Origin of the sequence: Brevibacterium sp. LE-L (genome assembly GCF_050214925.1) — a bacterium.
GTDB lineage: Bacteria > Actinomycetota > Actinomycetes > Actinomycetales > Brevibacteriaceae > Brevibacterium.
The window spans coordinates 774,653-800,811 of sequence record NZ_CP189759.1 but is presented as its reverse complement, the minus strand read 5'-3'; the positions used below and the strand labels follow the sequence as shown (position 1 = coordinate 800,811).

The following is a 26,159-nucleotide window of genomic DNA, read 5'->3' as shown; positions in this document are numbered from 1 at the left end:
GAGAGTAAGGATCCGCCGCCAATGCGCGAAGTCTTCAGAAACGAACTGGACGATCTGGCCACCCAGCTGGTCGGCATGTCCACCAAGTCCCTCGATGCGATCCGTCTGGCCAACCAGGCGCTGCATGCGAATGACCTGGAGCTGGCTGAGCAGGTCATCGAGGCCGACGCCGTCATCGACAACATGCAGTTCACCCTCGACCAGCAGGCCGCTGAGATGCTCGCCCTGCAGGCTCCGGTGGCCGCCGATCTGCGTGCCGTCATCGGATCGCTGCGGATGTCGGCATCGCTCGAGCGGATGGGCGACCTCGCCCGTCACATCGCTCAGCAGGTGCGCATCCGCTACCCGGAATCGGCGATCCCGGAGGTCTTCGAGTCGACGTTCGCGCGCATGGGCGAGTCCGGTGAGAAGATCGCCGAGGCGACACAGCGGCTGCTGTCGAACCCTGGCCTGACCGATGTGCCCACTATCAACGCCATCGACGAGGAGCTCGACGAACTGCACCTGAGCGTGTTCGCCAAGCTCGCCGAGGTGCCTGCAGGCTCGCTGGCCCCGCGCCACATCGCCGATGTCACGCTGCTCTCGCGCTACTACGAGCGCTTCGGCGATCACGCGGTGTCGGTGTCGCAGAAGGTCGAATACCTGCTCACCGGCAATTGGGAGCCGCATCTGTCGAAGAAGTGACGGCGCCGCGAACGCAAACGATGATCGCCGAGGTGGGGCTTCCACCTCTGCGATCATCGTTTGCGTTCGGGCCGGCCAGGCGGCCGAGACGGCAGGTCTCAGCGGCCCTGGTTGGCCACTTGGCCGATGGCGGCAGCAGCGGCCTCGGGATCGAGGTAGGTGCCGCCGGGCGTGACCGGGGTGAAATCCTCGGTCAGTTCGTAGTGCAGCGGGATGCCGGTGGGGATATTGAGTCCCGTGATATCGGCATCGGAGATTCCGTCGAGGTGCTTGACCAGCGCGCGCAGCGAGTTGCCGTGAGCGGCGACGAGCACGGTCTTGCCGACGGTGAGTTCGGGGACGAGGACGTCGTACCAGTAGGGCAGGAGGCGGTCGATGACATCGGCGAGGCACTCGGTGCGGGGCATCGAATCACCGAGGTTGGCGTAGCGAGCCTCACCGGCCTGCGAGAATTCCGAGCTGTCGGCCAGCGCCGGCGGCGGAGTGTCGAACGAGCGGCGCCAGGTCATGAACTGCTCTTCGCCGAACTCCTCGCGGATCTCCTTCTTGTTCTTGCCCTGCAGCGCACCGTAGTGGCGTTCGTTGAGGCGCCAGCTGCGGTGAACGTCGAGCCAGGACAGGTCAGCGGCCTCGAGCGCGAGGTTCGCGGTGAGGATCGCCCGCTTGAGACGGGAGGTGTGGACGACGTCGGGGATGAGGCCCTTTTCGCGCAGCAGCTCACCGGCGCGCTGGCCTTCTGCACGGCCTTTGTCGGTGAGGGTCACATCGACCCACCCGGTGAACAGATTCTTCTGGTTCCATTCGCTCTCGCCGTGGCGCAGCAGGATGAGGTTATACATCATGGCACCATTTTGGCACGAGAGCGCTCGGGCGTCTCTCGGGCTCGTCACACGAGCAATTCCCGGGCCCGTCGCACGAGCGCTGCGCGGACCTGACCGGTGTCTCATCATTCGGCTCAGTGTCTCGCATCACAAAACGCCGAGAGTAGTCTGAGCGCATGTCTGACGCACCGATACACCAGTCCCCCGCGAGCTCTGACGCTCCCGCCGCCGACCGCAGCTCGATCATCGCGGTCACGGCACTGCCGGTCCTCGTCATCATCGCAGGCGTCCTCGGATTCCTCCTCCCCGAGGCGTTCACGCCTCTTGCGCCGTCGATCACTTGGGCTCTCGGCGTCGTCATGTTCTTCATGGGACTGACGCTGACCCTGCCGGACTTCACCCGCATCGCCAAGCGCCCGTGGATCGCGGTCCTCGGCGTCGTCACGCAGTTCGTGGCGATGCCGCTGCTCGGCCTCCTCGTCGTCACCGTCTATTCGCTTCCCGCCGAGATCGCCGTCGGCGTCATCCTCGTCGGCTGCGCGCCCGGCGGCACGGCGTCGAATGTCGTCACCTATCTGGCCAAGGGCGATACGGCTCTGTCGGTGTCGATCACGACTCTGTCGACGCTGTGTGCACCGATCCTCACCCCGCTGCTGACCCTGTGGCTGGCCGGTTCCTACATGGATGTGCCGTTCTGGTCGATGTTCGTCTCGATCTGTCAGACCGTGCTCGTGCCGGTCATCGTCGGCGTGATCATCCGCATATTCGCCTCGAAGTTCGTCGACCTGATCGCGCCCGTGCTGCCGTGGCTGGCGTCGGTGTCGATCGCCTACATCGTCGCCATCGTCGTCGCCGGTTCGGCCGCTTCGATCGCGACCGCCGGGGTGCTCGTGCTGCTGGCCGTGGTCACACACAATCTGCTCGGACTCGGCGTCGGCTACGGCGTGGCCGCCGCCTGCCGCCTCGACACTCCGACCCGCCGGGCTCTGTCGTTCGAGGTCGGGCTCCAGAACTCCGGGCTCGCCTCGACCCTGGCCACGACCTACTTCTCGCCGCTGGCGGCTCTGCCCGGCGCGGTCTTCAGTGTGTGGCACAACGTCTCCGGTGCCCTGCTCGCCTCGGTCTTCGCCCGCCGCCCCTACGGCAAGCCCCCGGTCGGGGCCGCTCATCGCGAAACGGCGTCGGTCGGCACCGGCCCCACCGAGGAGACCCGGGGTTGAGCACCGAGGCGGCTCCGGGCCGAGGCTTCGACTCCTTCCGTCCCGAGGTCCTCGAGGTGTCGGGACGGACGTTCACGGTCCGTCGGGCCGCCGAATCCGATGTGCCCGCCCTCATCGCGCTGCTGCGCGATGACGTCCTCGGCGCCTCTCGAGAAGCTCCTGCCAGCACAGACGCGGCCGCCTACCATCGCGCGTTCGCGCTCATCGCAGCCGACCCGAATCAGCTGCTCGTGGCCGTGGAGGAGGATTCCACTGTGGTCGGGACCTTGCAGCTGAGCCTCATTCCCAGCCTGTCCAGGCGAGGCACGCTGCGGCTGCAGATCGAGGCGGTGCGCGTCGGTGCGGCCGCGCAGGGAATCGGACTCGGCACGGCGGTCTTCGAATGGGCGCACGCCTGCGGTCGTCGCGTCGGGGCAGGCATCGCACAGCTGACGACTGACCGCTCACGCACCGATGCGCACCGCTTCTATGCTCGGCTCGGCTATGTCGCCAGCCACGAGGGTCTCAAACTCTCCCTCGATTGAGTGAGCTGCGGTTCGGATCGGGCCTGGCCGCTCTCGCCGTCAGCGTCCGTGCTCGTCCTGCGCCCTATCGGATTCCCCGCTCGACTCCGCGCTCTGCTCATCCGCGCCGTCTTCGCTCGTGGTCCGCGGGCTGCCGGCGATCGCCGTCGTCTCGGGCAGCTGCGTCTGAGAATCGTCGAAGGTGCCGAGGAATTCATTGTCCTCTCCGCTGAGCACCTTCTCGAACGCGGCGAGATTCCGCGTCGATTCTCCGCGGCTGACCCGCCACGCCCATTCCTTCTTCATCCCGGTGATGAAGCCGATGAGGAGGAGTTCGTTGAATGAGGAATCCGCCGTCGAGAGCATCGCGGCGAGCAGCGTGTCGAGCTCGTCGAGCAGATGGTCCCTGGGCACGCTCGCCCGCAGATACACATCGCCGAGGCTGTCGATCGCGAAGGCCACCGGTCCGGGCCTGAGGTTCTTCTGCAGCAGCCACCGGTTGAATGCGGCCGGGTTCTCATCGGGGTGGCGGATGACGAAGGCCTGCAGGTGAGCGGTGCGGGCGAAGACGCTGATCGCGACGTTCGTCTTGAGCTTCTTCTCCCCCGGCAGGGTCACGACGATCTCCGCGTCCTCCACCGAGTCGACGGGAACATCGTTGGCCTCGGCCCAGGTGCGCACACCTTCCAGGATCGCCTCGGTGTCGGTGCTCATGCTCTCACGCCTTTCGCTCGGCCTTCATGCTCACCGCCGACTCTAGTCCTTCAGCACGCTCCGAGGGCTTCCGACCGCCGTGATGCCGCTTCGGGCAGCTCGGATCGGCTGGAGCGACCGGTCGATTCGGGCAGTGCGTCGAGGACGGCCGCGACGGTGCGGGACCAGTCGAAGCGTTCGGCGCGCGCCGTGGCGTGGCCGGCGAGTTCGGTGCGCAGATCCGCATCGCGCAGCAGGGTTTCGATCGCCGTCGCCCAGTGGTGCGGGTTGTGGTCGGCGATGAGCAGCCCCGAATGGCCGTGTTCGACGATTTCGGGCAGTCCTCCCACCGCCGAGGCGATCGCCGGCAGTCCCGACGCCGCCGCTTCCGCGGCAACGAGTCCGAACGACTCGCTGCGAGAGGGCACGATGAGCACATCGGCGGCCCGGTAGTAGTCGACGAGGATGTGCGAGGGCACGGGCGGGCGGACTTCGACGCTGGGCTCGGAGGCGATCGCCGAGTTCAGCCCTCGCAGGTACGACGAGGACGCACCGCCGGCCCGCGGCGCCGCGGGCTGCGGCATCGCGGGCTGCGGCTTCGCGGGTTGCGGCGTCGCGGGTTGCGCTGTTGAGATCGTCGTCGCGGGCTGCGACATCGCAGGGTGCACTGACGAGATCTGCGCCGTACGTCCGGTGTCGATCCCGGAGACCGCGCCGAGGAGGATTCCGCGGGTCCGCGCGGCCAGGTGCGGGTCCCGTTCGCGCAGGTCGGCCAGGGCGTCGACGGCGACATCGGTGCCCTTGATGAACTGCATCCGCCCGACGTAGAGGACGATGGCTTCGTCGTCGGAGAAGCCGAGTCGTTCGCGGGCCGCCGATTTCGCTCCGGGTACATAGAGGGCATGGTCGACGCCGGGACGGGCGACGACCACGGTGTCCGGCTCGGCGCGCAGTTCGGTGATGAGGTCACGGCGTTCAACGGGTGTCGCGGCGACGAGCAGGTCCGCCTCCGCGGCGATCCGCTCTTCGGCTTCCAGCCGCTGGGGCCGTTCGTGGCTGGTTTCGGAGTCGCGGTTCTTCACCGCGCCGATCGTGTGCATGCTCACCGCGATGGGGGCTCCACCTGCAGTCCCACCTGTGGCCCCACCTGCAATCTCGTCTGCGACCTCACCGGCGATCTCACGGGTGCGCAGGGCCGCCTCGGCGGAGATCCAATAGTGGGCCCACACGAACTCCGCGGCGCGAAAATCCGGATGGTCGATGAGCAGCTGCGCGAGTTCGTCAATGGCATCGGCGAGCTCGTCCTTCGTCGTCGCGCCGACGGAAAGATGGTGGATGGTGATGGATTCGGAGAGTTCCATCCGCTCTCCCACGGTGCCGGCTGCATCACCCGCGCCCGTGCCGTCGAGTCCGCCCGGGTCGGCGGTGAACACGTCGACACGGTGACCGGCGGCGGAGAGCGCGCGCACCGTCTGGTCGACGTAGACGTTCATTCCACCGGCGTCACCCTGGCCCGGTTGGGCCGCGGGAGAGGTGTGGAGGGAGAGGACACAGATGCGCACGGAGACAGTCTAGCCAACGACCTCGGTCTGGTGACTATCCGAAGAATTCGCCGAGGATGCGCCGCACCTCGTGACGCCCGCGCCACAGGATCGAACCGGCCGGCAGCACCTCGAGGCGGGAGTTCGGGATCGCACGATGGATCGCCTCGGCGATGGCGACCGGATGAGCGGAATCGTCTTCGTGGGTGAGGATCAGGATCTCGCCGGGGAAGGCCCGCAGGTTCTCGGCGGCCTCGGCTGTGTCGTCGACGGCCGTTTCGAGGGCGAGTCCGAGGCCGTCGGACATGTCGGTGCCGATGAGGTTCTCGGCCTTCGCCTTCGTCCACGCCCGGGCGGGAAGCATCTGGGCCACCTCGGCGGGTTCGCGGGAGAGCATGAGATCGACGATGCCGTCGATGTCCTCGTCGGCGACCAAGCCGCGCAATTGCTCCAGGTAGGAGCGGTTGGCGGTGGCCACCTCGGCGGGGAATCCGGTGAACGAGGCGGGGAGGACGAGAGCGACCTTCTCGAGGCCGCGCACGGTTGGGTGGGCGGTGCTCAGCAGGTGGAGCAGACCCCCGGCGGACATCGACACGCCCAGGGCGCGGCTCGCCGAGGTGGTCTCCACGGCTTCGGCGAGGACCCTGCCGATCTGCGGGTAGGTCCACCCGGGACCGGGTGAGGGACGGCCGCCGTGTCCGGGCAGGTGGAGGAAGTGGCGGGTGCCGCTGATACCGGTGCCGAAAGGACGGGTGTCGCGGATCGCGCCGGCGAATCCGTGGCCCAACAGGGTGCGCGGTTCGCCGGATCCGAACGTGGCGATGTAGCCGGATTCGGGACCCGGAAGGTTGAGGTCTGGGCTCATGCGATGCGGGGGCTCAGCGGTTGCGGTAACGCGGGTCGACGGCGCGGACCTTCGGACGCACATCGGTGAGGTACACGATGCCGGCCACGAGGGCGATGATGTTGAGGAAGATCATGCTCATGCCCATCGGCGGGAGTGCGATGAGGGCGAGCGCGAGTCCGACGCCGAGGAGGATGACCCAGAACTTCTTGCTCTGCTTGTCCACGGCGCGGTAGTTCTCATCCTTGAAGCGGAGGCAGTCGATGAACGCCCACAGTTGGACGACGAATGCGGCCACCGTCAGAGCGAGAAAGACGAGACGCTGAAAGCCCGCGATGTATTCCATCCCCACAGCCTAGCAATCGCACTCGTCGAGGTCAGGCCCCGGAGGCGAATCCTCGGCGAGTGCCCACCCGCGTCCCACCGGTCTCTCAGCGCGACTGCGCGTCGATGGGCAGCAGGGCCGCATCTGGGCCGCCTCGAGCTGACCGACGGGGCTGAGGCACAGGTGGACAGCGGGGCAGACAGCCTCAGAGGACGCCGGTCATGCGGATGACCGCGCACACGGCCATGCCGATGGCGACGGCGAGCAGCATCGGCACGCGCACGATTGCGGCGAACACACCGACCCCGACACCGATGAGCCGGGCCGGGTCGGCGATGTCCTTGCCGTCGAAGATCGCGGTGGTCGCGAAGACGGCGCCGATGAGCACGACCGTGGCCCGATCCATCCACTTGGTCACCCGTTCGGTCGAGTCGGCGGGGGCGGCGTTCTCGACAGCGGCAGGGCCCGCGCCTCCGGCAGCGGTGGCGGAGTCTCCACCACCGGCGGCAGGTGCATCCGCACCAGTCGGATCCCTCTCCGCTCCCACCGAGGCGGTCACCGGAGTGCGGCGGCGACCCTTCGTGGCGATGGCCGCGCCGAGTTTCACCCCGGCAAACCGCATGAGGTAGGTTCCGATGCTCAGCGCCGCCAGAGCGATGAGGAAGTCTCCAGCGTTCATCGGCGGTCCTCCCCTGCAGTGCTGGACTGGTCGGTTCCGCGGCTGACGGTGCTGGGCCGATCGGTTCCGGGGCCGGCGGTGCTGGTGGTGGGTTGGGACGGATCCTGCCGAACAGCGGAACGCTCTGCCCCATTGCGGTCACCATCGCGCGCATGTTGTGTCTCACGACGGCGACGCAGCGTCGAACGCACGGCCCAACCGGCCGCGACGAGCACGAACACGGACAGCGAGGTCACCGCGCCCAGGCCGAGCGGCAGCACCGGGGTCAGACAGACCGCGACGAGGATGCCGACGAGAGTCAGTGACAGCGTCGCGCGGTTCTTCAGGTCTCCGCGGATGAGGCAGAAGAGGATGATCGGGAATGCGGCGTCGAGGCCGAGCAGATCGGCGTCGATGACGTTGCCGAGCCACTGCCCGACCATGGCACCGCTGGGCCACATGAGAGCGATCGAGGCGCCCATGAGAAGGAAGGCATGCCATTTCGCACGGTCGTTTCTCCCGGTGCGCGAGATCGCGGTCGACTCGTCATTGATCCAGTGGGAGGCGATGAGGGCGCGCCAATCCTGCGGGAAATAGGGTCCGACGGCGACGCCGAAGGCGAAGTTGCGGGTGTTGACGAGCAGCCCGGCGAGGACCGCGAGGATCGGCGCACCGCCAGCGGCGATGACGCCGACGAAGGTGAATTCCGCGGCACCGCCGAGGGCGAACATCGCCAGCAGAAGAGTCTGCCACCACGCGAACCCGGAGACCGCAGAGATCGCGCCGTACGACAACGCAACCGCGATGATCGTGACGGTGACGATGGCGACGGCCCGATAAATCGAACCCGGAAGCGTCCGCTCGACGCGGCGCGCTCCGAACCGATTCCGAGTCCGCGGAAGCGCCCGCTCAGCCGTACGAAATAATGAACCCATGTTCTATACAGTGCACTCCATGCTGTTGTTCGTCAACCCGAACGATCTTGCCGCTATAGTGAACGTATGAGTTCTCGACGCCACGACTCCACGCCCGATGATCTCTCGGCCGATGTGTCGATCCGTCCGTCGGCCGATGCTCCGGCGGATCTGCCGGATGCGTCGGCCGGTCGGTCGGCAGATCCCGCACCCGGACTGTCGCCGAGTGAACAGATCGCGGCCGCGCTCAAGCGCGAACGCGTTCGTGCCGGGCTGTCGCTTTCGGAGGTCGCACGGCGGGCGGGGATCGGCAAGTCGACGATGTCCGGGCTCGAAACCGGTACCGGCAATCCGAGCTTGGAGACCATGTGGGCGCTGGCTGCCGCACTCGACATCCCCTTGGCCCGCCTGCTCGACCCGCCCCCGCACGAAGTGGCCCTGCAGCACGTCGGCGAAATGCCCAGCCTGCCGTCGACGACGGCGAACTATGTGGCCACGCTGCTGTCACCGTCTCCGGCGCACTCCCGACGCGACATCTACTTCATCCAGGCCGAACCCGGCGAGCCGAGGGAGTCTCAACCGCACCCGCAGGGAACGATCGAGCACGTCATCCTCGGCAACGGGGCAGCGCGCATCGAGGTGCTCGGGCAGTCTTTCGAACTCGGCGTCGGCGACTATCTCACCCATCCCGGTGACCAGCCGCATCGCTTCACGGCACTCGCACCCGGCACGAACGCCGTCTTCGTCGTCGAAAGCACCTGAGGGATCGGACCGCAGGCCGAGCCCGGCTCGGATTTCCGGCGCACCCTGACGACCCGTCGCCGAGGCACGTACGCCTTCTACTCGACGATCGGGCCTTCGTCGGCCTCGGCGGCCGTATCGTCCAGCGGCGGCAGCCGCGACTGGGCCTCGTCTCGAGTCAGCCCGGCCGCTTGGAGCAGGTCGACGGCGACGGTGCGCAGGAGCAGGACGAGGGATTCGTCGTGGATGTCCCAATCGGAGTTCGCACGCGGATCCAGGGCGCCCGCCGCTTCGGACAGGGCCGCCTCGGCGAGGGAGCGATCGGTGCCGCGCCGCAGCGCGATCTCGAGCTTCTTGGCCCCTTCGGCCAAGGAACCGACGTAAACGGCGATGACGGGTTTGTCGACGCCGAGCTCGGTGATGCCGACAACGCGGCGGGCGATCACGCGCATGGTGCGCATCGCGCGGTCGGAGAAGGTATGGGCGCGGGCGAGTCGGGTCACCTCGGCGGCGTGCCGGCGCGCGCGGGCGTTGATCTTCGCGGCTTCGCGGGAGATCCGCAGCGATGACCCCCAGGAGTCGATGATGTTCTGGGTTTCGCGGGCACGTTCGAGGGCGCGGCCGGCCATGGAGGTGTCGGCGTCCTGGAGTGCGCGTTTCATCATCGTGAGGACGTCGTCGATCTCCTCGAGCATGTCCGCGGCCAGACGCCTGGGGACCTTCCTCGCGTCGCGCGGGATGAGGAAGGCGAGCAGGATCGCGCACACCGACCCCGTCAGAGCATCAAGGGTGCGAGGGAACGGCATGGACGTGGCGGTGGCCGGAACCACGACGACGTAGACGGATTGGACGGCGATCTGGGTGATGAAGATGCCGCCGGAGTTGAGGATCGTGCCGATGACCAGCCCGATGACCAGGGTCAGCGCGAGCTGCCAGATGCCGGAACCGTAGAGGTTGACGAGCATCTCTCCCACGAGCACACCGAAGGTGGCGCCGATGCCGATCTCCAAGGCGCGTCGCAGGCGGCGGTCAGCGACGGGGCCGATTCCGACAGCGGAGGCGACCGCGGCGAGGAACGGGTACGGGTGGCCGAGCACATAGACGCAGAAGGTGTAGGCGGCGGTCGCGGCGATGGGGATCTGGATCAGCTGACCGGAGTTCACCCACACGCGCTTGAGACCCAGACGCAGGCGATGGGAGACGACGTCGAACCCTCGCCGAGGCAGTCCGCCGACCCGAATCTCTGCCATCAGTCCCCTCTGCCATTCGCCGGTGCTGTACTCAGAGTACCGGAAATATGGCATGCTAAAGTCTGTCCGCCGAGGAGGCTATTGAATGACAACGAATCTCACCCGAAACGAAGCGCAGAATCGGACACAGCTGCTCGAAGTCGATACGTACACCGTTCACATCGATGTCAGCAACGCCGAGACCGATGACCAGACCTACCTCTCCCGCACCGTCGTCGATTTCACCGCTCGTTTCGTCGATTCGACATTCATCGACCTCATCGCCGATTCCGTCACCTCTGTGCAGATCAATGGTGAGATGCTCCCTCCCGCCGAGGTGTTCGACGGTGCTCGTGTCACGTTCCCCGTCCGCGCCGGCCGCAACAGCCTGACCATCGAGGCGCAGGCTCGCTATTCGACTTCGGGCGAGGGACTGCATCGCTTCACCGATCCTGCCGACGGCAAGGTCTACCTCTATACGCAGTACGAGCCCACCGATGCCCGGCGAGTGTTCGCGAACTTCGATCAGCCCGACCTCAAAGCCGAGTTCATCTTCTCCGTGACCGCGCCCGCCCATTTCCAGGTCCTGTCGAACCGCGGCGAGGCGAGCACGGAACCGGGGCCGGGACCGCGCACGGGACAGACCGGTGACTCCACCTCGGCGGGAGTCGTCACCCACCATTTCGAGCCGACTCTCCCGCAGTCGAGCTACATCACCTGCATCACCGCGGGCCCGTACGAGGGCGCGCGGGACGAATGGAAGGATCCGCGCACCGGGCAGACGGTGCAGCTGGGCGCGTGGACGCGGGCCAGCCTCGTCGATCATCTCGATGCCGACGACATCTTCTCGATCACGAAGTCCGGCCTGAACTTCTTCACCTCCGAATTCGACTACCCCTACCCGTGGGGCAAGTACGATCAGATCTTCGTCCCCGAGTACAACCTCGGGGCGATGGAGAATCCGGGACTGGTGACGTTCACCGACAGCCTGATCTTCCGCGACAAGGTCACCGACGCCCAATACGAATCGCGCGCGAACGTCATCCTCCACGAGATGGCGCACATGTGGTTCGGCGATCTCGTGACGATGAAATGGTGGGACGACCTCTGGCTCAAGGAGTCGTTCGCCGACTATATGGGCGGACTGGCACTCGCCGAGGCCACGCGCTTCACCGACGGCTGGGTGACCTTCGCCCTGCGGCGCAAGGCGTGGGCGTACACGCAGGACCTCTACCCGACAACGCACCCGATCGTCGCCGACATCCCCGATGTCGAGGCCGCGAAGCTCAACTTCGACGGCATCACCTATGCCAAGGGCGCGTCCGTGCTCAAGCAGCTCGTTGCGTTCGTCGGCCGGGAGGCGTTCTTCGCCGGATCCCGCTTGTACTTCAAGCGGTTCGAGTACGGCAACACCGAGCTCGCGGACTTCCTCGAATGCCTCGCCGAGGCGGCTCCCGACCGTGACATCGCCAACTGGGCGGGCGCGTGGCTGGGCACGTCCGGGGTGTCCGAGCTGTCCCTGCAGCTGACCACGTCCGATGCGTCGTCGGCCGGTGATTCCTCGGCAGGAGTGGGAACCCGGCCTGACGCGAACGGCGCGGGGGCTGATGCGTATGGCACGGGGTCCCGAATGCGAGTGTCCTCGAGCACGGGGGCCCGGCTGCGCGGCCCCGGCGATGCCGGTGCCGGCCAAGCCGGTGCGAGTTCGGTCGAGAACGATTCCGGGTCTGCCGGTGCCGGCGTTGACTCGGCGTCCGCGTCCACGGTCGAGCCGCCTCGGCGAAGGTCTGGGTCGGAGACGATCACGGGTGCGATCATCACTCAGGCCGATTCGGCCGAGGGTGCGGCGCTGCTGCGCCCGCATACGTTCGAGATCGCCACGCTCGGTCGGTCGGGGCGGGAGATCGTTCCGCTCGATACGTTCCGGTTCGAGTTCTCCACGGAATCCGCCGAGGTTGAGCCGCTCATCGGGCGCAGCGCCGGTGTGATCACTCTGCTCAACTACAACGATCTCGACTATGCGCGTGTGCGCCTGGATCCAGAGTCGACGGAGGCGGCGGTCACCTCGGCGTCACGGATCACCGATCCCCTGTCGCGGGCCCTCGTGTGGTCGGCTTTGGACAATGCGGTCCGCGATGGGCTCATGCCGGTGCAGAAGTACCTCAAGGCCTATGCTCGCAGCCTCGGCAAGGAGAGCCATGCGGGGATCATGGCCGGGCTCAGTCAGACGGCTCTGACCTGCATCGATCAGTGGGTGGCGGATCGGAATTTCGATGCCGCGATCACCGGCCTGCTGGGAGCGGCGCTCGATGCTCTGGCCGCGGCGAAGGCCGGTTCCGACGCTCAGCTGCATTTGGCGAACCTCGTGCTGGCGTTGACCTCGCGGACGGCGCGTTGCGCGAGCGACAGTTCGGCCGTGGCCATGGGGCGCGGATTCGCCAGTCAGATCCTCGCCGTGCCCGTCGGCGAAGAAGTCGATCGCATGTACCCGGAGGCTCCGGTCCAGGCTGATGGCGATGCTGGTGGTGCTGGTGATTCTGGTGACGCTGGTTTCGCCGGTGATGCCGGTGGTGCTGGCGGTTCCGGTGGTGCCGGCAGTTCCGGCGGCGCCGTGCATTCGACGGCGACGCTGCCGTTCCGCGGTCTCGTCAACGATCATGCGCTGCGGTGGAATGCTCTCACGGCGCTCGTATGCCTCGGTTGGGCGGATCAGACGGACATCGCGCGGGAGAACCAGTCGGATCCGAGCTCTTCGGGCCGGCTCCATGCCGAGACGGCCAGTGCTGCGCTGCCTCTGCCGATCGTCAAGATCCGCGCTTGGGAGGCCATCCGCGAGGCGGGTGCGCTGAGCAATGACGTGCTCTCAGCCATCATCTCCGGGTTCGTCGCGCCGAGCGCGCTGCCGCTCATCGAGGGCTATGTCGACGCGTATTTCGCGGGTCTGCTCGGTTTCTGGATGGACAATTCGATCGAGATCGCTCGGCGCCTGGTGCTCGGTCTCTACCCGAAGTGGTCGATCGACGAGGAAGCCGTCGTAGAGAAGACCGATGCCTGGCTGGCGGCCAACCCGGGTGCCCCCGCGGCTCTGCGCCGTCTGGTCATCGAACGCCGCGACGATCTGGCCCGCGCGGTCTTCCTCAAGTCGACGCAGAGTTCCCGTCACTGATCCACGGGTCCGCTGCGGGCCGCGGGTTCCTGCTCACGCTCGTGCAGCTGTTCTCGCCGAGGCGGCCGTTCGCTCTCCAGCGTCGATGACATCCGTGCGTTGGAAGTGCACCGGTTCCGCGCGTTCGATGCCTACCAGCTCCGCGCGTTCATTGGACACCAGTTCCGCGCGTTCGTTGTACACCGGTTCTGTGTCTTCGTTGCGCACCAGTTCCGCGCGCGTTCGATGGACACCAGCTCCGCGCGCTTCCTGCGCAGCAGACCGGTGCACTCGACATGGACGCAGATGGCCGGTGCCCCATCGCGGGGCACCGGCCATCTGTGAGCCTGTCAGCAGCACCGAACCGTCCGGCTGCTGGCTTCGGGGTCAGAGGATCCTGCGGGCTCCGGAGAATTCGTTGCCCGTATCCCACTTCTTCCAATCGGTGACGTAGACGTCCTTCGACGCGTTCGGCGAGTGGATCATCTTGCCGTCGCCGACGTACATGCCGACGTGGTGGACGGTTCCCGTAGAAGTCGAGAAGAAGAGCAGGTCTCCGGCCTTGAGGTTCGACGACGACACGGCCTTGCCGGCCTTCGCCTGGTCTCCCGAGTCGCGAGGCAGGTCGATGCCGTGGGCTTTGTAGATCGAGTAGGTGAATCCTGAGCAGTCGAATCCGTATGCGGAGACTCCGGCCCACAGGTAGCGGAGGCCGTCGAACTGCTTCGCGGTCTTCACGAGGTCTTTGCCGCTGGGCTTCTCAGGCTTCTCACCGACGTCGTAGACGTCAACATCGTCGATATCGATCCAGGCAGCCCCTCCCCCGGGGAGAGCGACACGAACATCGTCGACGTCTTGGGCGATGAGCGGCAGGTCGACGTTGAAGCTGACGTCGGCTCCGGCGTCCTTGGTGAACTCAATGCCTTCGAGTTCGCTCTTGGGCGTGGTCACAACGGCGCGGGGCTGCGCATCGCGGAGCTTTCCGAAGCGGTCGTTCTCGACCAGTTGCTTCGTCGGCAGCCAGCCGGGGTATCCCTTCTTGTTCTTCGGGGTCTTCTGGTCCTTGACGCTGACCTTGGCCCAGCTGCCCTTGATGTCGAGGACGGTGACTTCCGAACCGTAGGTTGCCTGCGTCTCGGTCTTGCCTGTCAGGCCACGCCGCACCTCGGTGGATTTGAGGTTCTTGTTCCACTTCTTGAGGTCGACCGGATGGCTGAGGGCAGGCTTGTCCACTTTGCGCGGTGCCTTCGGGTCGGTCCACAGTGTCGCCACAGTGACATCGACGTAGGCCGTTTCGCCCTTTTCGATCTTTCCGTCGGTGATCGGTTCGAGTTCCTGGCCGGGAACGACATCAGCCGAGATGCCTGATGATTTCGCGGCGTCGGCCGAGGACAGATTACTCGACAGTGCGGGAGCACCGGCGCCGAAAACCAGTCCGACCCCAAGTGCTGCCGAAACAGCAATTTTGGTACGCATCATTTCTCTTTCGGTCTGCGGGCTGCAGGCCCGCGTGGGGGAAGTCTCCGAAGTTGCGCGAGCGCCCTCGGCGTACTGCTTTCGCTGCCGGAGCGGTCTCCCTCAAGAGGGTGATCGCACTGGCTTCGGGTCACAGCACGGTGACAATTCTACTGACTGTCTGATGACGGCCAGCATTCATGACACTGTGACAGGATAACGCGATCGGCCTGCGGTTTGAAGCCCACTTGCTCGAATCGATGCGGAGCCGAGACTTCGGCCCCGCATCGAATCGCCGGATACCACCGGATCGAGCTGCTGAGGAGGCTCTGCTCCGGTCAATACAAGTCCAACAGTTTCAGGGGCCAGGCATCAGCCGTCGGGCGCAAGGCATCGGAGGTGAGGGAGGTGAACCGACCGGCACAGAGCATCGGACGTGAGGGACGTGAGCCGACCGGCGAAAAACCTCAGGCTGCATCCGTTTCGTCCTGGAATCAGGTTTCGGCTGCTGTGTCGAGCAGTTCTGCGGCAAGGAGCTCGATCGTCTCGATTCGACCGGGATCTTCGCGCACGTCTTCGCCTTCCATTGCTCCGGCGATCGGCTGGATCATGATTTCGTCGACTTCGAAGCGCGCGGCGAGTTCCTCGAGCTGCGCGGCTGCAGATTTCGGGTCACCGATGATCCAGTTGGTCGACAGTTCTTCGCCGACCATCCGCTCACGGTCGGTCATGACCGACCGGACGTCGTCGCCTGCCAAGTGCAGTTTCTCCATGGGCCCTCCGGTGCGCAGGCGCGACATCTGGAGCAGGAATGGCTCCGAGCGCAACTGGGCTTCTTCTTCGGTGGGTGCGACGACGACGTTGGCGGTGACGAAGGTCTGCGGCTGGTCTCCGTAGCTGCCGGGGGTGAAGTTGTCGCGGTAGATCTTCATGCCGGTCGTTGCTCCGGAGGCGAAGTGGTTGGCGAAGACGTAGGGCATGCCGAGTTCGGCGGCCAGTCGAGCCGAGTACCCGGAGGAGCCGAGCAGCCACGGCAGCGGCTGGGTGCCGGGCACCGCGGCGGGGGTTGCTTTGAGTACATGTTCGCGTCCGCCGTGCAGCGGAACTCGCATCCCATCAGGCTGCATCAGGCTGAGGGTATCGATGACGTGCTGAGGGAACTGCTGCACCGGATCGATGGTGTTGCCCTCACGGTCGACCATTCGTCCTTCACCGAGGTGGCCGCGCATTGCCGCAGAAGTGACCGGGTCGGTTCCGGGCGCCCGGCCGATTCCCAGGTCGATACGATCGCCGTAGACTGCGGAAAGCAGAGCAAAGAGTTCAGCCACGGCCAGGGGCGCGTGGTTGGGAAGCATGACTCCGCCGGATCCGAGGCGGATGCGTTCGGTTCCCTGACCGAGATACATGAGCTCGGGCCCGGGCATCGTCGATGCGATGGATGGCATGTTGTGATGCTCGGCAACCCAGTAGCGGGTGAACCCGAGCCTGTCGGCAGTTTCGATGATCTGCTTCGACGCGGCAAAGGAGTCTGCGGTGGTCTGTCCCGTGCGAACAGGGATGAGGTCAAGGATGGAAAGCTTCATATCGAAGCAACAGTGTCCGCTGCGGGTTCATTCCGCTCGTGGGCAGGAGCACACATCGGCTGCGCGGACGAGCACTCGAGTGGTCGAGCGGACGAGCAGTCGAGCAGCCCAGCGGTCCAGCGGTCGCCGTTTCCGGCAACGCCCCCGGGGCGGATATCGGCCGACGCGAAGGCAGGCGTCCGGCCGACTCGCCGCCGGCGCTCACCCGAAGAGGGTCTCTCCGATCTCGCGCGCGATGAAGCGGGCGTGGAGGATCGGTTTTCTTTCGGGGTCGAATGAAGCCGGCGGCACCCACGCCGGTCGCCCATCCAAGAGCGTTATGCAGAACCAATCGGATTTGTCGATCAGGTGGTGGTGAGCCGAGCAGACCAAGGTGAGGTTGTTGACGTCGGTCTTGCCTTTGTCGGCCCACGGGACGATGTGGTGGGCTTCGCACCAGCCGGGAGGAGTGTCGCATCCGGGGAAGGTGCATCCTTGGTCGCGACTGGCGAGGACAGCCAGCTGTTTCTCAGTTGCCAATCGTCGTTCGGTTGCCAGCGCCATCGACTTGGCCTTCTCTCCCATGAGGTGAAAGAAGACCGAGCCGTTGAGCCCTTCGAGTGCCGCAGAGGTGATCGGGAATGGCGCTTCGGCTCCGGTCACCGCTTTGCCGGTCTGCTTGGCAAGGTCCTCGGCCTTGGCCGTGACGACCAGGGCGTAGGCAGCGCCGGCCTTGATGCGGTTCATCTCGATTCCGCCGATGAGACTGGAGAAGCGTTCGTAGATGCGGCGACGCACGCTCGGCTGCTGTTCGGCCATTGAGACTAGTGAGCCGTCTTCGCGCACTCCTGCTCCTTTGGGGGCTTCTCCGGTTTCGCTGACCTGCGGCGGCGAGAAGTCGAGCGAGGGGTCTCGGCAATCGGAGCGGTCTCCGCGCAGAACCTCGGTGAAGGTGTCCACGATGGACTGGTCGCTGTCGGGTGTGTCGGCGTCGCCTCCGGTCGCGACGCCGCCGTTGTCGGTCTCGGTGACGCCGTCGTTGTCGGTGGCGCCGTCGTTGGACGTCGCGTCGTCGCCTCCGGTGGCCTGCCCGTCGTTGTCGATGTCCGACTTGTCGTCGGTTTTGATCCGCGAGGTGAGCAGCCCGTTGAGGACTCCACCGGTCTCTGCGTCGAGGCGACCCTTGAGAGTCCAGGTTCCGTCCTTGAGCTGGCGCAGGTTGACGTTGAAGTCCTCCCGGTCGATTGTGTCTTTGGGTTCCTGCCCGTCGGGGTCGATCCAGCCGAGGATCTCCTCGAAGAGAGCGTGGATGTCGCGCACACGGACGGACGGCGCTTTCTCCACGAGCAGGCGTTCGGCCTTGAGCCGATCGTCTTCGGAGATCCTCGGCGACAGACTCTTCAGGCATTTGATGATCGTCGACGCTTGGTTGGAGGACAGGATGCCATCGCGCAGAGCCGCCGATAGCGTCGGGAACTCAGGCTCGATCGATTCTCCGCTCATGGCAGTGCGCTTACCGAGGTGTTCGGCAAGGTGGGTGCGGCGGTAGGCCTCCTGGGAGGACACGTTCAGGCGGTGCTGGACCAGCGCCCGTGTCGACTTGGCTCCGTAGTCGCGGGGAGTCCCGACCCGCTCGAATATCGACAGTGTGACGACCGACAGCGATTCGGTCAGGCGATTGAGCGTCTCAAGGCCGTCGAGCATGATCACGGCGTCGTCAGGACCCATGGGACGGGTGAAATCATGGAGTTCGCCCAGCAGGCTCTGCAGCATTTCGGCGCTGTCGGTGACTTCAGGAGCAATGTGTTTGAGGTCCGACCAGCGATAGTCGTCGAGCAGAGGGTGCGGGTGCGCTGCCCCGCCGGAGTTCACGGTCCCTGTGTCCTCGGCTCCCGTGGCCTCAACCGCTGCGTTCTCCACCGCCAGGCTTTCTGCCACGGCCCTGTGTCGCTCGGCGCGCTCCGCTTCCGCCGCGAGATCGGCTTCCTGTTCTCGCAGCTTCTGTTCGTCGAACCGCGCGAAACGAGCGTCCAATTCCGCGCTTTCGCGCTCGAGTTCCTCCCGAAGCCGCTCCGCTTCGAGCTCCTCACGCGCCTCGCGCTCTTCTCGCGCTGCACGCTGCTCTGGGGTCTCCCCTTCTTCGCGTTTCTTCTTCATCCACGCAGCCTGGCGCGCTTCGATCTCCTCGATGCACGCTTTGACCTCCGCTTCGGTCTGGGGTCGGCTGCGCCTGCGTGTCCACAGACCTTCTCCTTCGCGGAAGTCGCTTCCCTGCAGCGTCGACTGGCTCGAGGCCGAGGCTGCGTCGTCGGGATCGGACTCATCCGGCTCTTCGGCGATGGCATCGAAGCGGTCGGCAAGCGGGTGTCCGGTCAGGTCGAGACCGGCCTGCTCAAGAAGCTCCCGATAGGTCTGGCCGGAGGTGCTCTTCTCTCCAGGGGGTGTGGGTGCTGGGGAATCGGATTTGTGCGCGTCAGAGGCAGCTGGTTGAGCTGCATCGTCGCTCTGATTTTCGTGCCTACGGTCGGGGATGAGAGCCATGTTCTCTGTGTCCGTTCATCATCGTTGATGTCTTCGGCTACTTATATTCTAATCCCGGAATCGAACGGAGTCCATAGTTAAGTACGATTTATTTGAGATTATTTTCTTGATGTTCGAGTATGTCCGATTTCAAACGCGTCAGCGATGTTCATGTGCGAAGCAGTCGTGAGACCTGAGATTCGTGGATCTTGCTGTCATTTCACCTCAGCCGCTGCTCACCGTCGCCCGTTGCTGCTCATGACCGCCCATTGCCATGGTCCACCGTCGAGCGAGTGGCTTCAGCCTACGGGTCGCTCCTGACATGAGAACCCCAGCCGCCAACCACAGCAATCGCTTCGTAGCCATCCAGCCACAGCAACCGCTCCGCATCTCGCCAACCACAGCAACCGCCCCGTACCCATCCAGCCGCGGCCCCGCCGCAGGAGCTTCCACCAGTCGCTTCCCGGTGCGAGCCGCGCGATGTTCCCGTTGGCTCACGGTCACATGCATCGCAGAGTTTGCCGTTTCTGCAAATTGTCTTGCGCACCGGAGAACAAGAGGACCACACTCAAGTTGGCATCAAACTGGGGTGTCATGATTTGAGTAGACAGCAGAACCCGATGAAAGGAAACTGCTGCACATGACTACCAACCAATCCCCGCGGCGGCCCCGCAGAGAGTTCACCTCGGAGTTCAAGGCCGACGCCGTCGCGATGGTCACCGACCTCGGGAAGTCCCGAGCCGAAGTCGCCCGCGACCTCGACATCAACGAGTCGACGCTGGGCCGGTGGGTCGCGAAGGCCACTGGCACTGAAGGAACCGGCTCCGGATCAGCTCGACGCGCTCCCGACGCCAACAGTGATGACCCGGCCGAGATGGCCAAGGAAATCGCTCGTTTGAAGCAGGAGAACGCGTTCTTGAAAAAAGCCGCGGCCTTCTTCGCGAAGGAACAGCCGTGAGCGCGAAGTACGAGCTGATCCACACCGAAGAAGGCGCCTTCCCCGTCACCTTGATGACCCAGATTCTGGGAATTGAGCGCACCGGCTACTATGCGTGGAAGAACCGGCAGGACACCGAACCGGACCCTGAGTCCAGGCGTGGTCGCCGCCAGATCGTCGCCGACCGGGTCTACGCCCTGTGGTTGGCGTCGAACAAGGTCTACGGCATTCGCCGGATCCACAAGGATCTCGCAGCCGAAGGGATCACCGTTTCGCTGGGGTTGGTCGCTGCGATCATGCGCGAGCTCGGGATCGCGGGTGTCCAACCCCGGGCAACGAAGCGAACCACGATCCCTGCCGCCGATGCCCAGGACAGGGCGGATCTGGTGCGGCGGGAGTTCAACCCGCCGGTACCCACGACGCATCTGGTCAGCGACATCACTTATCTGAAGACGGGTGAGGGGTGGTTGTTCCTGGCCACGGTCATCGATCTCACGACCCGGATGGTGGTGGGGTGGGCGACGGCGAAGCATATGCGCACGAGTCTGATCATCGATGCTCTTAACCTTGATCCACCGATGTAAGTAGCCGGATCAAGCCGTTCGTGGAATGGAAATGCCCCTCCTGAGCTGGGAAAATGGTGATGTTCTAAGTCAACATTCCCGGCCAAGAAAGGGGCACCTCTCAGGTGCTATTCAATCACACGCCCACGGCTGTGTCTCATTCCTTCGATGATGAGAACCTCACCGCGACCACCGGGCTGGTCCCGATCATGGGCCTCGCCCAGAAAGCCGGCCTGCCAGACCTCGCCGACGACAGGTTGACCGTGTCGACCACCGGCGCTGATAAAGGCGCGAACCCAGCAGCGAAGCTGGCCACACTGGTCGCGGGGATGGCCGCCGGGGCTGACTCGATCGATGACATGAACCTTCTCCGCCACGGCGGCATGACACACCTGTTCGACCGTGTCTACGCCCCTTCGACGCTGGGTTCGTTTCTGCGTTCGTTCGCCTTCGGCCACGTTCGGCAACTCGACGCGATCTCCTCCCGCTTCCTGACCAACCTCAACGAACACACACCACTGCTGCCCACCAACCAGGAGTCGGCACAGACTTCGATGATCTTCGTCGATGTCGACGACACCGTCATCGATGTTCACTCCGCGTCGAAGCAGGGAGCCGGGTTCGGCTACCAAGGCAGTCGTGGACTCAACACGCTGTTGGCCACAGCCTCGACCCGCGACTCCAGCCAGATCATCGTCGGCCAGCGTCTGCGCAAAGGCTCGACCTCGTCAGCCCGGGGTGCTGACAAGTTCGTCTCCGACGCTTTGGCCACCACGGCCCGAATCAACTCCGACCTCCCGGTCCTGGTCAGGGCTGATTCGGCGTACTACTCCTCAAAAGTGGCCAAAGCCGCCCACGATGCCGGGGCTCATGTGTCGATCACCGTGCGTATGGATAAGAAGGTCAAAGCAGCGATCGGAACGATCAGCGACGACGCATGGACTGGCATCGAATACCCTGAAGCAATCTACGACGAAGACTCCAGGGCCTGGATCAGCAAGGCTGAAGTCGCCGAGGTCCCGTTCACCGCATTCACCTCGAAGAAGAAGTCCCTGCACGCCCCCGGACGCTTGGTCGTCCGCCGCATCCCGGAGCTCAACGAGACCAAACGCACTGCCGGACAGGACCCCTTGTTCGACTTGTACCGGTACCACGCGTTCTTCACCACCATCGACCGGGATCGTTTCGACACTGTCGCTGCTGACCAGATGCACCGCAGGCACGCGATCATCGAGCAGATCAATGCGGAGTTGAAGAACGGGGCGCTGGCGCATATGCCCTCCGGGGTGTTCAACGCCAACGCCGCCTGGGTCGCGATCGCAGCGATCACTCACAACCTGATGCGGGCTGCGGCCGGACTCATCGGTGGCAGGATGAGCAAAGTGCGCGCCCAGACGCTGCGGACACGGATCATCGGGGTTCCGGCTCGGATTGCTCACCGGGCCAGGAAACTGATCCTGCACCTGCCCAGAGCCTGGCCGTGGGCGACGGAGTTCTCCCGGTTATGGCAATCGGCGTTGGGACCACCCCGGACAATGTCGACCTGACCAATTCGCCCTTGAAAGGGGGCCCGAGACCGCAGTCATGGAGGAGGCTCTGGGAGGCTCAATGTGGAAGAGACCGGTGAGAGACCGGGACACTACCTCCTGCCCACTCATCGTGCCCAAGCTCAAATTCGAGTGGGCCACCGGACATCAAGCAGATCGGTGGATCAAGGCTTAAGGTCGCCTACCAGGGCGGATACGTTGCCGAGGGCGCAATAGCGCATTCGGATCGAGGCAGCCAGTACACCTCTGCGGAGTATGCGGAAGTCGCACGATTGATGCAGGTTCGCTTGTCAGTGGGCAGGACTGGGGTGTGTTGGGACAACGCGGTCGCGGAGGCGTTTTTCGCTTCGTTGAAGAATGAGATGTTCCATCGTCAGCGATTCGCTACTCGCGCAAGGGCACGGCTGGCGGTCGCGGAGTATATCGAGGTGTTCTACAACCGGAAGAGGCGTCACTCGGCGTTGGGCTATGAGATCCCTGCCCGGGCGATGGAGTCGTTCTTCGATCGCACCGAGACGGAATCATCGGCAGCCGACCGGGCTGCTTGAGGAAATAGTGTTCTCCTGTCGAAACAACTTGACACAGTCCAAACCTCGGCCGAACCGCCTCGGCGTTTCGACCACCCACCACCGTTCAGGAGCATCATGTCTGCACCGACCTCACCCGAGAATTCCCGCCCGTCCGACCCAACTTCCCCCGCCATGTCCGCCCCAACTTCCGCCGCCATGTCCGACCCAGCATCCCCCGCCATGCCCGTCCCGAACTCCCCCGCCGCATCCTCCCCGAGCGCTCAGTCCGCATCTGCAGCACAGTCCTTCGACATCGCCGTCATCGGCGGAGGCGCAGGTGGGCTCGCCGCATCGATCGCGTTGGCCCGATCTCTGCGCTCCGTCGTCGTCATCGACGCAGGTCAGCTCCGCAACGAGTCGAGCGCTCATGCTCACAATGTCCTCGGGAATGAGGGCATCAACCCGCGCGATCTCATCGCAAAGGGCCGCGCCGAAGCGGAGGAATACGGGGTCACCTTCATCGACGCGACCGTCGCCGACGTGCGCAGGCTCGAACCGACCGACACCGCGACCGGAGAAGCCGATCGCCTCAACGAGGCGGCCCCGGGCCATCGCTTCGAACTGACCACCTCGGCGGGGGCACAGATCTCGGCCCGCCGCATCATCATCGCGACCGGGTCGAGCGATGAACTGCCGGACGTCCCGGGCCTCGCAGAGGGCTGGGGCGAAACAGTCCTCCACTGCCCCTACTGCCATGGCTACGAGGTGCGCGGGCAGCGCATCGGCGTCATCGGATCGACCGCCATGTCCTACCATCAGGCGATGCTGTTCTCCCAGCTCAGCAACCGCGTGACCTTCATCCGCCACGATGCGCCCGCACCCGATGCGCAGCAGACAGCGATGCTCGAATCGCTCGGGATCGAGTACGTCGACGCAACCGTCACCGAGGTGGCCCGTGTCGGTGCCGAATCCGTCGTTTCGCTGGAGCCGGCAGATGCCTTCGCCGGGTCCGACACCGCAGACAACGACGACATCGTCGGCACCGTCGACGTCGCCGGTGCGGCCACCACCGGCACCGTCGATGCGGCGGAGACAGCAGACGCTGCCGCGGCAGGCGCGACAGACGCGGCGAACGAAATCGTCTTCGACGCGCTCACCGTCGGCGCATATGCGCGGGCGAATGCCGAACTGTTCACCCAGCTCGGCGGCGAGGTCGTCGAACATCCCAGCGGAATGGGCAGCTTTATTCCCACGCAGATGGGAGGCCAAACCGATGTTCCGGGCGTGTGGGCTGTGGGCAACGGCGCGGACATTTCGGCGATGGTCGTCGCCAGTGCCGCCAGCGGCGTGCTCACCGGTGCTCAGGTCAACGCCGACCTCATCATGGAATCGCTCGACTGACCCACCGGCCCGGCGGAAACAGCAACGACGCGCGGAAACGTGCGCGGCGAAAACCGGAGCCGCATGCAAATACGCGCGGAAACGTGCACGGCGGAAGCCGGAGCCGCATGCAACGAGCAGACATTCGCGCCGTGCGGCCCGCGCTCGGGCGCACGCAAGCACCCGCACGGCCGACACATCGGTCGCAGGAGCCCAACGCCCCCTGCCTATGACCTCAGTGTGCAGCTTTCACACAGAGCACGGGCACCGCAGCGTCGAGGATGACCTTCTGAATCGTCGATCCGAGGAGGAACTTCCCGACCGGGGTCCGCTTCCTGGTTCCGAGCACGATCAGCTCGGCGGCCACCTCGGTGGCGGTGTCGAGGATCTGCTCGGCCGGATCGTATTCGCTGCCGAGGGTCAGCACCCGAAATTCCACGCCCGACTTGCTCAGGTAGTCCTTGACCGAAGCGAGCTCACCATCGCCGAGGCGGTAGGAATCATTGTGCTGCACCGACCGCGACGCATTGACGACGACCAGCTCCTTGCCGTCCTTCTTCGCCTGTGCGATGCCGGCGTCGAGGGCGGCATGTCCGGCGGGGTTGTTGACGTAGCCGACGAGAACAGTCATTTTTCACCTTCGTTGGGTTGAGCTGAACAGATCCGAGCGTGCAGGTCGGTAACCCACCATCCCAGGATATCGAGTCACCATGACACAGTCCGCAACCGCGCCCGCTCTTCGATGATCACGGCGACCGTCGAGGGCACGATCACCGCTCCCGACCGCCGAGGTCACGGCCCCACCCGACGTCGTGGTCTCGGCGATTCGGGACGGCGGGGCCGCCTCGACGATGCGGGACGGTGGGGCCACCTCGGCGAAGAGGTGGATTCACGTCAATTCTTCGGGATTGCGGAACCGGGTGCTCGTGCCCGTCGTCGAACGGTTCCACAACCAGGTCACGACCCACAGAACGACGCCGATGCCGACGAGCGCCACGGCGATCTGATATTGGATGAGGTCGTCGAGGCGGGCCCACGGACCGACGAGGAACGCGCAGGTGATGATGCCGATCCACGGCAGGATCGTCGGCGCTGTGAAGTGGTCGTGATCGACCGGATTCCGGCGCAGGACGAGCACGGCGACGTTGACGACCGCGAACACCGCCAACAGCAGCAGCGAGGTGGTACCGCCCAACGACGCGGTGACGGACTCGGGAAGGATCGTGCTGACCGCGAAGATGAGCGCATAGGCGATGAGCGTCGTGAAGATGATCGACACCCACGGCGAGCGACGGCCGGCCATGACCTTCGCGAATACGGGCGGCAGCACATTCTGCTTCGCCATTCCGTAGAGCAGACGGCTGGCCATGAGCATATTGATCAGCGCCGAGTTCGCTACGGCGAACATCGTCATGAAAGGGAAGATCGTGTCGATCGGCAGCCCCGGGGCGCCTTCGCGGACGACTTCGAGCAGCGGAGTCTCGCTCTCGGTGAGCACACCGATCGGCACGGCCGCGACGGTGACGATGGAGACCAGCACGTAGATGATGCCGGTGATCGTCAGACCCGAGAGCATGATCTTCGGGAACACCCGCGGGTCCTTCGTCTCCTCGACCATGTTCACCGAGTCCTCGAAGCCGACCATGGAGAAGAAGGCGAGCGCCGTGGCGCCGGTCACTGCAAGGAAGACGCTCTTGTCGCCGGCGGTCTCGAAGATCATCACGCGGGAGAAGTCCGCATGCCCCGAACCGAGAGCGAAGAATCCGACGACGATGACCAGCAGCAGACCGGAGAGCTCGACGAGGGTGAGGAACACGTTGAACCACACGCTCTCGCCGACACCGCGGAGGTTGATCAGTGCGATGAGGGTGAGGAAGGCCAAGGCAATCCACATCACCCCTGTGCCCGAGATGTCCCAGCCGAAACCGGCCACGAGGTTCGCGGCGAAGACATTCGACGCCGTCGACGCCGAAGTGATTCCGGAGCTGAGCACGGCGAAGGCGACGAGGAACGTCACGAAATGGATCCCGAACGCCTTGTGCGTGTACAGCGCGGCACCCGCGGCATGCGGATACTTCGTCACGAGCTCCATATAGGAGAACGCGGTGATCAGCGCGATGAGGAAGGCGAGGATCACCGGCGCCCAACCGGCACCGCCGACCTGCCCGGCTACTTTGCCGGTCAGCGCATAGACACCGGTTCCGAGGATGTCACCGACGATGAACAGAAGCAGCAGCTTCGGCCCCATGACCCGTTTGAGAGTCTCGGGTTGGGGGCCGTCACCGGGGTCGATTGTGGTCGTGGGTTCTTTATCGCTCACGATTCCTCCGTGTCCGCTGCGGCCACTGTGCCGCAGATCTGGCTGCCC

At 65.1% G+C, this 26,159-nt stretch carries 23 protein-coding genes and 1 pseudogene; 10 read left to right on the top strand and 14 right to left on the bottom strand.

Annotation, left to right across the window (positions count from 1 at the left end; all coding sequences use genetic code 11):
* The first annotated feature begins 21 nt into the window (after positions 1-21).
* Entirely contained in the window at positions 22-684 is a 663-nt protein-coding gene (gene phoU / locus ACQE2J_RS03510; RefSeq protein WP_135539221.1) for a phosphate signaling complex protein PhoU, read from the top strand.
* A 98-nt stretch (positions 685-782) separates the two neighbouring features.
* Here the strand turns inward: phoU and ACQE2J_RS03505 are convergent, their stop codons facing one another.
* Positions 783-1,526: a phosphoglyceromutase gene (locus ACQE2J_RS03505; RefSeq protein ID WP_426937079.1), complete on the bottom strand. Its 744-nt coding sequence runs from the start codon at positions 1,524-1,526 to the stop codon at positions 783-785.
* A gap of 155 nt (positions 1,527-1,681) precedes the next feature.
* Between ACQE2J_RS03505 and ACQE2J_RS03500 the strand changes: the two genes are divergently transcribed.
* Both ACQE2J_RS03500 and ACQE2J_RS03495 read left to right on the top strand, forming a co-directional pair.
* Positions 1,682-2,725, top strand: a complete 1,044-nt coding sequence (locus ACQE2J_RS03500; RefSeq protein WP_135539223.1) for a bile acid:sodium symporter family protein — start codon at positions 1,682-1,684, stop codon at positions 2,723-2,725.
* The gene (locus tag ACQE2J_RS03495; protein ID WP_240689711.1) at positions 2,722-3,249 is read left to right on the top strand and encodes a GNAT family N-acetyltransferase; all 528 of its coding nucleotides are present in this window, start codon (positions 2,722-2,724) and stop codon (positions 3,247-3,249) included. Before ACQE2J_RS03500 ends, ACQE2J_RS03495 begins: the two co-directional genes overlap by 4 nt.
* Positions 3,250-3,288: 39 nt before the next feature.
* Here the strand turns inward: ACQE2J_RS03495 and ACQE2J_RS03490 are convergent, their stop codons facing one another.
* From ACQE2J_RS03490 to ACQE2J_RS03465, 6 genes are all read right to left on the bottom strand, one after another.
* The gene (locus ACQE2J_RS03490) at positions 3,289-3,942 is read right to left on the bottom strand and encodes a YbjN domain-containing protein (RefSeq protein WP_135539225.1); all 654 of its coding nucleotides are present in this window, start codon (positions 3,940-3,942) and stop codon (positions 3,289-3,291) included.
* Positions 3,943-3,992: 50 nt separating this feature from the next.
* On the bottom strand, positions 3,993-5,483 hold the full coding sequence (locus tag ACQE2J_RS03485; protein WP_240689713.1) for a glycosyltransferase: 1,491 nt from the start codon (positions 5,481-5,483) through the stop codon (positions 3,993-3,995).
* A gap of 34 nt (positions 5,484-5,517) precedes the next feature.
* Entirely contained in the window at positions 5,518-6,327 is an 810-nt protein-coding gene (locus ACQE2J_RS03480) for an alpha/beta fold hydrolase (RefSeq protein WP_426937078.1), read from the bottom strand.
* A 13-nt stretch (positions 6,328-6,340) separates the two neighbouring features.
* A complete protein-coding gene (locus ACQE2J_RS03475; protein ID WP_092010787.1) occupies positions 6,341-6,652 on the bottom strand; it encodes a DUF2516 family protein in 312 nt (103 codons plus the stop codon).
* Between the two features lie 184 nt (positions 6,653-6,836).
* Positions 6,837-7,310, bottom strand: a complete 474-nt coding sequence (locus ACQE2J_RS03470) for an AzlD domain-containing protein (protein ID WP_135539229.1) — start codon at positions 7,308-7,310, stop codon at positions 6,837-6,839.
* Complete coding sequence (locus tag ACQE2J_RS03465; RefSeq protein ID WP_135539231.1) at positions 7,307-8,224, bottom strand: AzlC family ABC transporter permease; 918 nt, start codon at positions 8,222-8,224, stop codon at positions 7,307-7,309. Before ACQE2J_RS03465 ends, ACQE2J_RS03470 begins: the two co-directional genes overlap by 4 nt.
* A 66-nt stretch (positions 8,225-8,290) precedes the next feature.
* Here ACQE2J_RS03465 and ACQE2J_RS03460 point away from each other — a divergent pair, with 66 nt between their 5' ends.
* On the top strand, positions 8,291-8,965 hold the full coding sequence (locus ACQE2J_RS03460) for a helix-turn-helix domain-containing protein (RefSeq protein ID WP_426937077.1): 675 nt from the start codon (positions 8,291-8,293) through the stop codon (positions 8,963-8,965).
* A 77-nt stretch (positions 8,966-9,042) separates the two neighbouring features.
* On the opposite strand, the gene ACQE2J_RS03455 is transcribed toward ACQE2J_RS03460, so the two are convergent.
* Positions 9,043-10,194: an FUSC family protein gene (locus tag ACQE2J_RS03455; RefSeq protein ID WP_135539233.1), complete on the bottom strand. Its 1,152-nt coding sequence runs from the start codon at positions 10,192-10,194 to the stop codon at positions 9,043-9,045.
* 85 nt (positions 10,195-10,279) lie between these two features.
* On the opposite strand from ACQE2J_RS03455, the gene pepN reads away from it, so the two are divergent.
* Entirely contained in the window at positions 10,280-13,339 is a 3,060-nt protein-coding gene (pepN, locus tag ACQE2J_RS03450; RefSeq protein ID WP_135539234.1) for an aminopeptidase N, read from the top strand.
* 33 nt (positions 13,340-13,372) lie between these two features.
* On the opposite strand, the gene ACQE2J_RS03445 is transcribed toward pepN, so the two are convergent.
* The 4 genes from ACQE2J_RS03445 to ACQE2J_RS03430 all read right to left on the bottom strand — a co-directional run bounded on the left by ACQE2J_RS03445 (position 13,373) and on the right by ACQE2J_RS03430 (position 18,876).
* Entirely contained in the window at positions 13,373-13,546 is a 174-nt protein-coding gene (locus ACQE2J_RS03445) for a hypothetical protein (protein WP_167854397.1), read from the bottom strand.
* Positions 13,547-13,705: 159 nt separating this feature from the next.
* On the bottom strand, positions 13,706-14,797 hold the full coding sequence (locus ACQE2J_RS03440; protein WP_240689716.1) for a C40 family peptidase: 1,092 nt from the start codon (positions 14,795-14,797) through the stop codon (positions 13,706-13,708).
* A 470-nt stretch (positions 14,798-15,267) separates the two neighbouring features.
* Positions 15,268-16,356: an MsnO8 family LLM class oxidoreductase gene (locus ACQE2J_RS03435; RefSeq protein WP_135539236.1), complete on the bottom strand. Its 1,089-nt coding sequence runs from the start codon at positions 16,354-16,356 to the stop codon at positions 15,268-15,270.
* Between the two features lie 201 nt (positions 16,357-16,557).
* Positions 16,558-18,876: a DUF222 domain-containing protein gene (locus tag ACQE2J_RS03430; RefSeq protein WP_426937076.1), complete on the bottom strand. Its 2,319-nt coding sequence runs from the start codon at positions 18,874-18,876 to the stop codon at positions 16,558-16,560.
* A 619-nt stretch (positions 18,877-19,495) separates the two neighbouring features.
* Between ACQE2J_RS03430 and ACQE2J_RS03425 the strand changes: the two genes are divergently transcribed.
* The 5 genes and pseudogenes from ACQE2J_RS03425 to ACQE2J_RS03405 all read left to right on the top strand — a co-directional run bounded on the left by ACQE2J_RS03425 (position 19,496) and on the right by ACQE2J_RS03405 (position 23,812).
* A complete protein-coding gene (locus tag ACQE2J_RS03425; RefSeq protein ID WP_426936732.1) occupies positions 19,496-19,813 on the top strand; it encodes a transposase in 318 nt (105 codons plus the stop codon).
* Positions 19,810-20,376, top strand: coding sequence for an IS3 family transposase (locus ACQE2J_RS03420; RefSeq protein ID WP_426937075.1), 567 nt, complete (start codon positions 19,810-19,812; stop codon positions 20,374-20,376). Before ACQE2J_RS03425 ends, ACQE2J_RS03420 begins: the two co-directional genes overlap by 4 nt.
* Positions 20,377-20,507: 131 nt before the next feature.
* Positions 20,508-21,902 (top strand): IS1380 family transposase, encoded by a 1,395-nt coding sequence (locus ACQE2J_RS03415; protein ID WP_426937074.1) that lies wholly within the window; start codon positions 20,508-20,510, stop codon positions 21,900-21,902.
* 170 nt (positions 21,903-22,072) lie between these two features.
* Positions 22,073-22,450 (top strand): annotated as a pseudogene (locus tag ACQE2J_RS03410) (IS3 family transposase); the annotation flags it as partial.
* 201 nt (positions 22,451-22,651) lie between these two features.
* Positions 22,652-23,812, top strand: a complete 1,161-nt coding sequence (locus ACQE2J_RS03405) for an NAD(P)/FAD-dependent oxidoreductase (RefSeq protein WP_135540107.1) — start codon at positions 22,652-22,654, stop codon at positions 23,810-23,812.
* Between the two features lie 214 nt (positions 23,813-24,026).
* On the opposite strand, the gene ACQE2J_RS03400 is transcribed toward ACQE2J_RS03405, so the two are convergent.
* A complete protein-coding gene (locus tag ACQE2J_RS03400) occupies positions 24,027-24,422 on the bottom strand; it encodes a universal stress protein (RefSeq protein WP_135540072.1) in 396 nt (131 codons plus the stop codon).
* Between the two features lie 258 nt (positions 24,423-24,680).
* Positions 24,681-26,111, bottom strand: a complete 1,431-nt coding sequence (locus ACQE2J_RS03395; RefSeq protein WP_240689821.1) for an APC family permease — start codon at positions 26,109-26,111, stop codon at positions 24,681-24,683.
* Positions 26,112-26,159: the final 48 nt, after the last annotated feature.